Raw genomic sequence first — 10,735 nt, 5'->3', positions numbered from 1 at the left:
CGTGTCCCCATCGTCTAGAGGCCTAGGACATCACCCTTTCACGGTGAGTACGGGGGTTCGAATCCCCCTGGGGACGCCAGATAACCGCGCCGGCCGCACGCCGGAAGACGGTCGAATAAGCCGCCTGGTGCGGCTTTTTTTGCGTCCGCCTTGGACGCGTTTGTTGATGGTGCCCGACGATGGCCTCTTCCTCCGATTTGAACCGAACCGGCTCCGTTGCCGACGTGCCGGACACCGCGCCGCTGGCCGCGCGCCGCTGGCCGTTTCATCACAACGCGCATGTGCGCGCCGCCTTCTTCGCCGGGCTCGATGTGGACATGCAGCGCGTGGCGTACGCGCGCCGGATCTCGCTGTGCTGCAACCAAGCGGCGCCCGTATCGCAACTGTTCGCACAGTTGCAGGCCGCCGCCACGCCCACGCTGTGCCTGGTGCCCGAGGGTGAGGCATCCGATGCGGTGGCCGCGTTCCTCCAGTCCGGCGCGGTCGCCGGCGCGCGCGCCACGCGCGGCGGGTTGACCGTGCAGGTGCTGCCGACCCTCGATGCGCAGTCCTACGATCATCTGCTGTGGGCGTGCGATGTCAATTTCGTGCGCGGCGAGACGCAACTGGTGCGTGCGCAGCTGGCGGCCCGCCCCTTCATCTGGCAGGTGGAGGAGGGCGCCGGCCCTGCGGTGGCGCAAACCTTCGTCGGCGCATACGGCGCGGCGCTGCCCGCGCATGCGGCGGCCGCGCTGGCCGAAGCCTTCCAGGTCTGGAATGGCGGGGGTGGACGCTACGCGGCGCTCGGCGCTTGCCTGGCCGGTCCGGTATCGTGCCTGCTCGCGCCGCACGCGCGCGCGTGGGCGGAAGGGCTGCCCGATCCGCTCGGCGCGACTGGCCGGGATCGCCGGACCACGCTGGCCATTTTCTGCAAGGTGGTCGACAACTACGGCGATGTGGGCATTTGCTGGCGCATGGCGCGGCAACTGGCGCACGAGCATGGGGTGGCCGTCGAATTGTGGGTGGACGACCTGCGCAGTTTCCGTCGCATCTGTCCCGACGTGGCCACCGATACCGAGACCCAGCTGGTGGCCGGCGTCACGGTGCGCCACTGGCACAGTCAGGACGGCGAGTTCGAGGCGGCCGACGTGGCCGATATCGTGATCGAATTTTTCGGCTGCGATATCCCGGAAGGCTATATCGCCGCGATGGTCGAATGCGAACCGCGCCCCGTGTGGCTCAATCTCGAAGGCTTGACGGCCGAGGAGTGGGTGGAGGGCTGCCATACGCTGCCGTCTTCCCACCCGCGCCTGCCGCTGACGAAGCATTTCTTCTTCCCCGGCTTCACCGCCAAGACCGGCGGCTTGCTGGTGGAGGCGGCGCTGGACGAGCGCCGCCGCCAGTTCCAGTCCGATCCCGCCGCCATGGCGGCGTTCCTGTCGGGATTGGGGCTGTCGGCTGCGGAAATGGCGGCGCAAAAAGTGTCGGTGTTCTGCTATCCGCACGCGCCCGTCGCTGCGCTGTTCGCGCAATGGGAGGCGGGCGCGGAACCCGTCACCTGCCTGGTGCCGGAAGGCGTGGCGGCCGATGCGGTGCAGGCATTCCTGGGGGCGCGGGCCGTGGCCGGCGCCGTCACCACCCGTGGCGCGCTGACGGTGCGGGTGCTGCCATTCGTGCCGCAGCCGGACTACGACAAGCTGCTGTGGGCATGCGACCTCAATTTCGTGCGTGGCGAGGATTCCTTCGTGCGCGCGCAGTGGGCCGGCAAGCCTTTCGTCTGGCATATCTATCCGCAGGACGAGAACCTGCACCACAAAAAGCTGCGCGCTTTTCTGGACCGGTACGCCGGCGGTCTGGATGGGCTGACGGCCTTCTCGCTGTACTGGAACGGTGCCGGTACAGGCGATCAGCACAGTGCCGCCCTGTGGGCCGCGCTGCGCGCGGAAATGCCGGCGATCGCCGCGCGCGCCGCCGACTGGCAGCGCCAAATCCTGGAGAACGGTGACATGACGGGGAATTTGCTGAAGTTTTCCCGACTAATCCAGTCGGTTAAGCATGAAAGTCGGGTATAATGCCCGGTTATTTTAGAACGTATTTTTACCCGATCAAACGTGGCTAGCGGCTTCATTGCCATCGGCAGCAGTTGATTTTTTATGCAACTTACTTTTTACGTACACTCTCTATGAAACCTGCAAAAGAAATTCGTGTTGGCAATATCATTATGGTCGACAGCAAGCCTATGATCGTGCTGCGTTCGGATGTGAACGGTTCGAGCCGCACGGGCTTCACCTACAAGTGGAAGATGAAGAATCTTCTGACCAACAGCCCGCTGGAAAACGTGTTCCGTGGCGATGACAAGTTCGACGTCGTCGTGCTGGACAAGAAGCCAGTGACCTACTCGTACTTCGCCGACCCGCTGTACGTTTTCATGGACGCCGAGTACAACCAGTACGAAATCGAAGAAGAAAACCTGGGCGACGCGCTGCACTACCTGAAAGACGGCATGGAATGCGAAGCCGTGTTCTACGATGGCAAAGCGATCTCGGTTGAACTGCCAACCACCATCGCCCGTCAAGTGGTGTACTCGGAACCCGCCGTCAAGGGCAACACTTCGGGCAACGTCCTGAAGGAAGCCAAGATCGAAAACGCGATCGAAGCCCACCGCCACACCGTGCAGGTTCCCCTGTTCGTGAGCCAGGACGACGTGATCGAGATCGACACCCGCACCAACGAGTACAAGCGCGTGGTCCGCAACTAAGCTGCACCCGCCGCACTGAAAAGCACGCCCGGTTCCGCCCGGCGTGCTTTTTTTACGTCCAGACCCCGGCGTGTGGAAATATTGAGGAATATTCTATTCTCAACTGCAATTTTTCTGGAGTGAAAGTATTTCCGCTGCTATGCTAACGCGTGCGGTAACGGATGGTAGATACCAGGGATTAACCACTCACGAGGATGGCATGGATCGCAGGGAGTTCGTTCGGGCCGGCATGGACGCCGGTGCGTTGGCAGGCAGTGTGCGCGCCGCGGGCGCGGCGCCCAGGTTCGGTAGCGGCGGCATCCTCGATGCCGGCGTCCGGGAACAGCAGGAGTTGATGCAGGCCGGTAAGCTCACGTCGCATTCGCTCACGTCGCAGTACCTGGCCCGCATCAAGACCATCGCCACCACCGGACCGCGTGTCAACGCCCTCATCGAGATCAATCCCGAGGCGCTGAAGATCGCGCTGGAGATGGACCGCGAACGCGGCCTCAAGCGCCTGCGCGGCCCGCTGCACGGCATCCCCGTTCTGTTGAAAGACAACATCGCCACCGCCGACCGCATGAGCACTTGCGCCGCTGTCGGCGCCGGCACCCGCGCGCAGGCGCCGGCCGACGCGCGCGCGGCGCGCGACGCGTTCGTGGTGGCCCAGTTGCGGGCGGCCGGCGCGGTCATCATCGGCAAGACCAATCCGCGCGAGTGGGCCCAGGTGCGGCCGGCGCTCGCCGCCGGTGGCGCCACGCCCTGTTCCGGCGCGGCCATCGCCGCTGGCCTGGCCACCCTGGCCGTGGGCACGGAGACCGATGATTCCATCGTCTCGCCGGCGTCCATTTGCGGACTGGTTGGCATCAAGCCGACGCTGGGATTGGTGAGCCGCAGCGGCATCGTACCCGTGGATCCATCGCGCGACACGGCGGGGCCGATGGCGCGCAGCGTGGCCGATGCGGCGCTGATGCTGGCCGCCATGGCCGGCACCGATGCGAACGATCCGGCCACGACGGCGGCCGGCCACAAGGCCGCCGATTATCGCGCCGCGCTCGACAAGACGGGACTGCGTGGCACGCGGATCGGCGTGGTCCGCAGCCATTGCGGCGGCAACACCGAACTCGACGTCGTGATTGAAAAAGCGCTGGTGGACCTGAAGGCGCAGGGCGCCGTGCTGGTGGAATCGGCACTGGCCGATGCGGGCGATGGGCCGGAGCAGGGCATCGCCCAAGTGATGCGCGAGCTTGGCCTCGATGCGCTGGTGGCGCCCACCAGTGGGCCCGCGTGGCTGAACAATGCCGTCCACGGTGGCCATGCGGCCGCCGCTTTTCCATCGTCGGCCGCCGCGGCCAGCTATCCCCACATCACCGTGCCGGCTGGGCAGGTGCGCGGGCTGCATGTGGGCCTGTCGTTCGTCGGCGCGGCCTACAGCGAGGCGAAGCTGATCGGCATGGCGTACGCTTTCGAGCAGGCCACCTTGCACCGGCGCGCGCAGCGCTTGCCGGCCGGTGTGGCGCTGGCGGCGCGCTAGCGGCCGGTCTTCTGTTGCGCCAACGCGCGGCGCAGCCAGAACGCGGCGCTGGCGGCGATCAGCAGCAGGACCACCAGCGAGCCTTCCACGCCGAACGCGCCGCCCGTGAGCAGGGTGTCGCCCGTCAGCGCGCCGCGCAGCAGGCCGCTGCTCGCCGCGTGTCCCGACACGGTGGAGGAGAACACGACATCGAGGCCGTAGTTCCATGCCATGTGCGTGCCGATACAGACCCACAGGCGGCGCGTCTTCATGTAAAGCGCCGCTTGCAGCACGCCATAGGCGGCGATCACGCTGACGGCCAGCGCGGTGGCGCCTTCATTGGGCAGGTGCCCGAGGCCGAACACCAGCGCGGAGATCGCGACGGCCGGCAGGCTGCCGAGCGACCGTTCAGCGACCCCGAAGATCACGCCACGGAACATCATCTCCTCGGTCATGCCGACCAGCACCATTTCGGCCAGCGGCACCAGCATCGTGGCGCTCACGGGATTGATGCCGTCGAGCCGGTATGCGCCCAGCACGGCCAGGATGGCGAAGGTGGACATCACCAGGGCGGCGCCGATCATCAGCCCGGCGCCCAGTTCGCGCGCCATGCCCGGCGTGGACAGTTCCAGCGGTTGCCGCTTCTCGACGCGGCGCACGTAGAAGCGATAGCCGAACCAGACCAGTGCGGCGGCCAGCAACTGCGGCCACATGACGCGGTAGGACTTGGCCACCAGCTTGGATGCGGCGATCATCGTCAGCGGCACGGGCCCGAAGGTCAGCACGATGCCGAGCAGGATGCGGATCAGGGGATGGGCCATCAGGCGCGATGGCAGGGAGGGTTTGGTCGTCGCAATGCTCAGAGTGTGTTCCATGGTCGCTTTCGTCGGTTGGTTGGTCGGTCTTCTTTCTCAAACTTGCTAATCGGGTCCCTTGTCCGCTGTTTGTCCCGCTTCGCGTATGCGCGCGCCGAAGCCGTGGCGCTCGAGGGCGGTGATCGCCTGCGCCAGGCATACCGACAAGGGAAATTCCAGTTCCGTATCGAGGCTGTCGGCCGCGTGCCTGGTCGCGTTCCAGCAGGCGCGCAGGCGGGGCAGCATGGCCTCGCCCTTGGGGCTCAGGCGCACCACGCGTTGCCTGCCGTCGTCGTCGCTGGCGGCAACCAACAGCAGGCCTTCCTTCTTCATCAGCGCGACCGTCTGCGTGGCCGCCGGCTGCGTGATGCCCGCCATGCTCGCCAGTTGGCCAATGGTCGCGCAGCCCTGTTGCGCCAGTACCCGCATCACCGGCGTGTAGCGGGGCCGGTATGCGAGCCCCGCTTCCACGTAGGCTTGCTGGACGGCGCCGTCCAGTAGTTCGATCAGGTGCCGTAATTGGGTGCCGAGTCCTTGTCTCATGTGGTTATATTAGCATGATTTCCATAAGTGCTTATATAAATCTCAGGCCGGCGCCGTTGTGGAAATTCCACGACGGCGCCGGAGCGTTGGCTACATGAAGTTGCGGGTGTGGAGGGCTGACAGCTGCTGCGCCGCGTCCTTGGCGAAGCCCAGTTTTTCGAGCCGCGCCTGGCGTCCCTCGGCCATGTCCACCATCAGCGCCTGTACCCGCTGATAGCCGGTGGCGATGGCGGCGGGCGTGAATTCGCCGGCCGCCAGCAGGATCAGCGCGTCGAACACTTCCTCGTTCAGGCCCGAGGTGCCCGACAGCGCGTCGTTGCGCGACTGGACCGCGTTGGCAAGCCGGGTGCGGAAGGCCGGCTCCTGCTCCAGCCGCGCGGCCAGGTGGGTCATGCCGAAGGCCACATGGCGCGCCTCGTCGCGCGCGGCCAGGCGCGCGATCTGGCGCGTGACGGGATCGGGCGCGTGGGTGTGCAGGAACTGCAGCAGGCTGACGAACGTGCCTTCACCCAGCACCGACAGCAGGAACTCGGCCACGGAAAAATCGGCCTCGTCGAGCAGCGTCTTGAGCGAATTCTGGCCGCCGGCCGTCGACAGCGCGGGCTCCTTGCCCTTGAGCCGCACACGGCGCGTGAACACGTCGATGTGGCGCGCCTCGTCGGCGCACTGGATCGCCAGCACCGCCTGCACTTCGCGGAAGTGCGGGTGCAACTGGCCCAGGAAGCGGGCCGGCACCACCAGCGCCGCCACCTCGTTCTCGATCATGTAGGTCAGCACCTGGACCACGGCGTCCTCCACGATGTCGGGCAGCGCGAACGGGGTGTTCCAGTCGATGGCCGTCTCGGGATCCCATTGTGCGGCGGCCGCCTGCGCGTACAGGTCGGCCGCGCGGCCGGCCCACACTTCGCTCTTCTGATCGAGCCGGAAGTGCATGGCCGGCGAGCCGGCTTCCACCGTCGCGCCGCGTGCGGCCAGGCCCCAGCGCGGTTGGGCGTGGTCGGCCACGGCGCCGTCCAGCGCGGGATCGGCGTGCCCGGTGTGCATGGCGCCGCGCCAGCGGCCCGCTTGCACGTGGCCGCGCGTGACGCGCGCCACCGTGCGACCGTCCTGTTCGACCAGCTGGCACGGGTGGCCTTGGCTGCGGCACCAGGCGGCCAGCTGGCTGTCCCAGCCCGCGCTGGCGCCGGTCACGTCGATATCGGCGCCGGGCGCCACGTCCTGCAGCGCGTGCTTGACCAGCAGGTGGGCGCCGGCGTCGAAGCCAAGCGTCTCAATATCGATAGTCGGTCGCAAGGATGTTCCCTTCGAGGTCGTAGAAGCGCTCGTCGTCGGTAGCGCGGATCAGCGCATCGTAGCCGCTGGTGCGGCCGGGCAGCCAGGTCTTGAGGCCTTCCAGTTCCAGCAGCGGACGCACTTCCGGATCGTCCCAGCGCATGGCCAGCAGCAGTTCCGAGAAGCGGGCGATGGCCGCTTCCGGCGCGCCGGGGCTGACGGTGAAGTTGCAGTGGTCGAAGGCGCCGGTGCGGGTCAGGATACGGGTGGCGCTGGCCGGCAGGATGCCTTCGCGCGAGAACGCCATGTGGTTGCTGTCGATCATCCAGGCGGCGTCGATCTCGCCCGCCATCAGGGCCAGCGCCGCGTCGCGTTCGCCGCCGATATGGTCGCCGTGCTTGCCGCCCAATACGTCGAAACGCTTGGCCGTGAAGTCGCGGCCGGCCAGCAGGCCGTGCTGGCGCAGGTGGTCGAGCGGGATCAGGCGCGCCTGCGGCGAGTCGATGGCGCCAAAGCCGATCGTCTTGCCGGCCAGCGCGGCCAGTGTGGCGGGGGCGCTGGCGTCGTCGCGGGTCACGAGCACGGAGGTCAGGTCGCAGTCGCTGTCGCGCATGGCGATCGCGCGCACCTGCTGGCCGCGCGCGCGGGCCATGCGTTCGGCCCGCACCCAGGCCAGCGGCGAATTCCACGCCAGCGCGATGCTGCCGTCGAACTGCGCTTCCACCTGGCGTTCATAGTTGGAGTACAGGATGTAGTCGAACTCGAAGCCGTTGCGGCGGAAGTATTCCTTGAAGCCTTCCCAGATCGTCACGACTTTCGGTGCGTAGGCGACGGCGCCCATCATCAGTGGTTTGGTCATCGCGCGCTCCTTAACCGAACACCGGCATGCCGCAGACGGCCTTGCCGATAAAGTCGAACAGCACGTCGGAGGTCGGCGCCATCACGGATGCGGCGCGCGCGTCGCGGAAGTAGCGCTCCACGCCCAGATCCTTGCGGAAGGCGGCGCCGCCGCACACGCGCATGGCCGTGTCGCTCACTTCCAGCGCCGCTTCGGCGGCGGCCGCCTTCACCTGCATCACGCGCAGCATGGCGTCCGGCCGGCCCTGGGCCAGCGCCGTGACGGTGTCGTCGCGCAGCGTGTGCACCATGTCGGCCTGGATGCGGGCGCGGGCGATGTAGGCGCGGATGGTGGGCAGGTCGGCCAGCGCGCTGTTGATGTGTTCGAGTTTGCTGGCGCCGACGTGGCTGCAGGCCGCTTCCAGCACGGCGTCCATCAGGCCCACCGAGCACGAGGCGATCAGGGTGGCGAACACGGGCAGCACGGTGCCGATCATCACGTCGAAGCCGCCGCCGTCCGCGCCCAGCAGGGCGGTGCGCGACACGCGCACGCCTTTGGCCGTCAGCGGCGAGGAGCGGTTGCCGCGCAGGCCCAGGCCGTCGAACGGTTTGACTTCGCTCAGGCCGGCGGCCTTGCTGTCGACCAGCCACAGCGAGCTGGCGCCTTCGGCGGCCATGGGGCCGGTGGACCAGACGTAGGAATCGGCCTCGCCGGCCGAGGTGACCATGGTCTTGCTGCCGTCGATCAGGACCGCATCGCCGTCGGCGCGGGCGGTGCCGACGGGGGCCCAGAAGTGGCTGCGCGAGCCCGTGTCCGACCACGCCAGGGTGCTCAGGTGGCGGCCGGCGGCGATGTCGCGGCGCACGGCGTCGCTGCCCGTCTTTTCCAGCACGGTGGTGGCGCAGTAGTGCATGCACACCACCATGGCCGTCGACGGGCAGGCTTTGGCGATGCGCTCGACCACTTGCGCCGCCTCGGCCAGGCCGAGGCCCATGCCGCCGACGGTGGTGGCGCTGATCAGGCCTAGCAGCCCGGCCTCGCCCAGCGCGCGCACGGCGGCGCGGGGAAAGGCGGCTTCGCGGTCGGTGGTGTGGGCCGCCGGGGCGATGGTGTTCTGGACGATGGCGTCGAGTTGGTGCAGGTAGGTCATGGCATCCCTTGTTGGTATTCGATGGGACGCCGCCGGTGACGCGGGATGAACAGACAGGAGCGGCGACTGGTCGCCGCGCGAACGCGGATGGGCGGACGGAATCCGCGCATGGATGGCGCACCTCTATTTGTTCTGCTCGACCTGCGTGCTGGCAGCGCTTGGAAACGGTACATGCCATCGTGTTCGTCGCACGCACCAGCCACGCGCGGGCCGTCAGACCCGATACAGTTCAGCTGAACATGCAAGCGGCGTTACGGCGGGCCGGTGTGAGACGAACCCGATGATGGGCGCAGTGTAGCAGAGGCGGGGCGCCCGTTGCAAAGTCAGCAGCCAGGCGGCGGGGCGGGGCGGGGCCGGGGGAGGGCGGCGCCGGCGCCCAGGTGGAGCGCTGTTAGACGTCGATAAAACGCATCTTGAAGTTCCGGCCCTTGATGGCGCCGAAGTCGCCGCCCAGCGGATTGTTCTTGTTGAGCCGTTCGAACGCCTGGTAGGCGATGCGGCGGTCGAGCGCCACATAGGTCTGGAACTCGAACACGTTGATCTTGCCCACCTGTTCCTTGAGCAGCCCGGCGTCGCCCGTCAGCGCGCCCAGCAGGTCGCCCGGACGCAGCTTGTCCTTCTTGCCGCCATGGATCACCAGCGTCATCATGGGGGCCGCCTCGGCCACCGCGTATTCGTCCTCCTTCAACTCGGCCAGCTTGTGCCATTCGACGGGCGCGTTCTGGTATTCCTCGATCAGCTTGACCCATTTCTTTTCGTTGGGCGCGCACAGCGACAGGGCCAGGCCCTTTTCGCCGCCGCGTCCCGTGCGGCCGATGCGGTGGATGTGCACTTCCGTATCCTTGGACACGTCGACGTTGATGACGGCTTCCAGGTTGGGGATGTCGAGGCCGCGCGCGGCGACGTCGGTGGCCACCAGTACAGAGCAGCTACGGTTGGCGAACAGCACCAGTATCTCGTCGCGCTCACGTTGTTCCAGCTCGCCGTACAGCGCAAGCGCGGAGAAGCCCTGGGCGCGCAGCGCGTCGGCCAGTTCGCGGCACTGGACCTTGGTGTTGCAGAAGGCGATCGTGGAGACGGGCTGGAAATGGTTGAGCAGACGGGCCACGGCCTGGTTGCGCTCGTCGAAGCCGATTTCGTAGAAGCGCTGTTCGATCTGGTTGTTGTCGTGCTGGGCCTCGACCGTCACTTCCAGCGGGTCGATCAGGAACGCGGCGGTGGCGTGGCGGATGTCGTCCGGGTAGGTGGCCGAGAACAGCAAGGTCTGGCGCCGGGTGGGGCAGGCGCTGACGATGTTGGCGATTTCGTCGTAGAAGCCCATGTCCGTCATGCGGTCCGCCTCGTCCAGCACCAGCGTCTGCAACTTGGACAGGTCCAGCGTGGCGCGGCCCAGGTGGTCGCGGATGCGGCCCGGCGTGCCCACCACGATGTGGGCGCCGTGTTCGAGCGAGGCGATCTGGGGCCGCATGGGCGCGCCGCCCGTCAGCACCAGCACCTTGACGTTGCCGACGCTGCGCGCCAACCGGCGCAGCTCATTGGCCACCTGGTCGGCCAGCTCGCGCGTGGGGCACAGCACCAGCGCCTGGGTGGCGAACCAGGCGGGGTTGAGCCGTTGCAGGATGCCGAGGCCGAAGGCGGCCGTCTTGCCGCTGCCGGTCTTGGCCTGGGCGATCAGGTCGCGTCCCTCCAGCACGGCCGGCAGGCTTTGGGCCTGGATCGCCGTCATCTGGTGGTAGCCCAGCGTGTCGAGGTTGGACAGCAGGGCGGGCGTCAGCGGCAGGCTGGAAAAGGAAGTCGATGTCATGGTGGAGGAACGGGTCAGGATGGCGGGGGTGGGCACAGTCTAACA

9 protein-coding genes, 1 tRNA gene and 1 pseudogene are annotated in these 10,735 nt (G+C 67.3%); 5 read left to right on the top strand and 6 right to left on the bottom strand.

Features of this window, described 5'->3' with window-relative positions:
- The first annotated feature begins 3 nt into the window (after positions 1-3).
- From AC1RQG_RS20765 to AC1RQG_RS20745, 5 genes and pseudogenes are all read left to right on the top strand, one after another.
- Positions 4-79, top strand: a tRNA-Glu gene (locus AC1RQG_RS20765).
- Between the two features lie 100 nt (positions 80-179).
- Positions 180-752: pseudogene (gene earP / locus AC1RQG_RS20760) on the top strand (elongation factor P maturation arginine rhamnosyltransferase EarP); the annotation flags it as partial.
- Between the two features lie 201 nt (positions 753-953).
- Entirely contained in the window at positions 954-2,051 is a 1,098-nt protein-coding gene (gene earP / locus AC1RQG_RS20755) for an elongation factor P maturation arginine rhamnosyltransferase EarP (RefSeq protein WP_493134315.1), read from the top strand.
- 110 nt (positions 2,052-2,161) lie between these two features.
- Positions 2,162-2,737: an elongation factor P gene (locus AC1RQG_RS20750; protein ID WP_182159231.1), complete on the top strand. Its 576-nt coding sequence runs from the start codon at positions 2,162-2,164 to the stop codon at positions 2,735-2,737.
- A 199-nt stretch (positions 2,738-2,936) separates the two neighbouring features.
- Positions 2,937-4,250, top strand: a complete 1,314-nt coding sequence (locus AC1RQG_RS20745) for an amidase family protein (protein ID WP_493134159.1) — start codon at positions 2,937-2,939, stop codon at positions 4,248-4,250.
- On the opposite strand, the gene AC1RQG_RS20740 is transcribed toward AC1RQG_RS20745, so the two are convergent.
- From AC1RQG_RS20740 to dbpA, 6 genes are all read right to left on the bottom strand, one after another.
- Positions 4,247-5,104 (bottom strand): CPBP family intramembrane glutamic endopeptidase, encoded by an 858-nt coding sequence (locus AC1RQG_RS20740; RefSeq protein WP_493134157.1) that lies wholly within the window; start codon positions 5,102-5,104, stop codon positions 4,247-4,249. The two genes, AC1RQG_RS20745 and AC1RQG_RS20740, sit on opposite strands and share 4 nt — an antisense overlap.
- 45 nt (positions 5,105-5,149) lie before the next feature.
- Positions 5,150-5,626: a MarR family winged helix-turn-helix transcriptional regulator gene (locus tag AC1RQG_RS20735; protein ID WP_493134155.1), complete on the bottom strand. Its 477-nt coding sequence runs from the start codon at positions 5,624-5,626 to the stop codon at positions 5,150-5,152.
- A 90-nt stretch (positions 5,627-5,716) separates the two neighbouring features.
- Positions 5,717-6,919 carry a ferritin-like domain-containing protein gene (locus AC1RQG_RS20730; protein WP_493134153.1) on the bottom strand — a complete coding sequence of 401 codons (1,203 nt, stop codon included), beginning with the start codon at positions 6,917-6,919 and terminating at the stop codon, positions 5,717-5,719.
- Positions 6,897-7,757: a phosphate/phosphite/phosphonate ABC transporter substrate-binding protein gene (locus tag AC1RQG_RS20725; protein WP_493134151.1), complete on the bottom strand. Its 861-nt coding sequence runs from the start codon at positions 7,755-7,757 to the stop codon at positions 6,897-6,899. Before AC1RQG_RS20725 ends, AC1RQG_RS20730 begins: the two co-directional genes overlap by 23 nt.
- A gap of 10 nt (positions 7,758-7,767) precedes the next feature.
- Positions 7,768-8,886: an acyl-CoA dehydrogenase family protein gene (locus AC1RQG_RS20720; protein WP_493134149.1), complete on the bottom strand. Its 1,119-nt coding sequence runs from the start codon at positions 8,884-8,886 to the stop codon at positions 7,768-7,770.
- A gap of 391 nt (positions 8,887-9,277) precedes the next feature.
- Entirely contained in the window at positions 9,278-10,690 is a 1,413-nt protein-coding gene (gene dbpA, locus AC1RQG_RS20715) for an ATP-dependent RNA helicase DbpA (protein WP_493134147.1), read from the bottom strand.
- Positions 10,691-10,735: the final 45 nt, after the last annotated feature.

Source organism: Rugamonas sp. GW822-FHT03B10, from assembly GCF_058801745.1.
Note: the sequence above shows the minus strand (reverse complement) of the source record. Positions and strands in the feature narration are given on the sequence as shown.

Coding starts and splice junctions, on each gene's coding strand:
- earP (WP_493134315.1), top strand. CDS start 954: ATGGCGCGGCAACTGGCGCACGAGCATGGGGTGGCCGTCGAATTGTGG.
- AC1RQG_RS20750 (WP_182159231.1), top strand. CDS start 2,162: ATGAAACCTGCAAAAGAAATTCGTGTTGGCAATATCATTATGGTCGAC.
- AC1RQG_RS20745 (WP_493134159.1), top strand. CDS start 2,937: ATGGATCGCAGGGAGTTCGTTCGGGCCGGCATGGACGCCGGTGCGTTG.
- AC1RQG_RS20740 (WP_493134157.1), bottom strand. CDS start 5,104: ATGGAACACACTCTGAGCATTGCGACGACCAAACCCTCCCTGCCATCG.
- AC1RQG_RS20735 (WP_493134155.1), bottom strand. CDS start 5,626: ATGAGACAAGGACTCGGCACCCAATTACGGCACCTGATCGAACTACTG.
- AC1RQG_RS20725 (WP_493134151.1), bottom strand. CDS start 7,757: ATGACCAAACCACTGATGATGGGCGCCGTCGCCTACGCACCGAAAGTC.
- AC1RQG_RS20720 (WP_493134149.1), bottom strand. CDS start 8,886: ATGACCTACCTGCACCAACTCGACGCCATCGTCCAGAACACCATCGCC.
- dbpA (WP_493134147.1), bottom strand. CDS start 10,690: ATGACATCGACTTCCTTTTCCAGCCTGCCGCTGACGCCCGCCCTGCTG.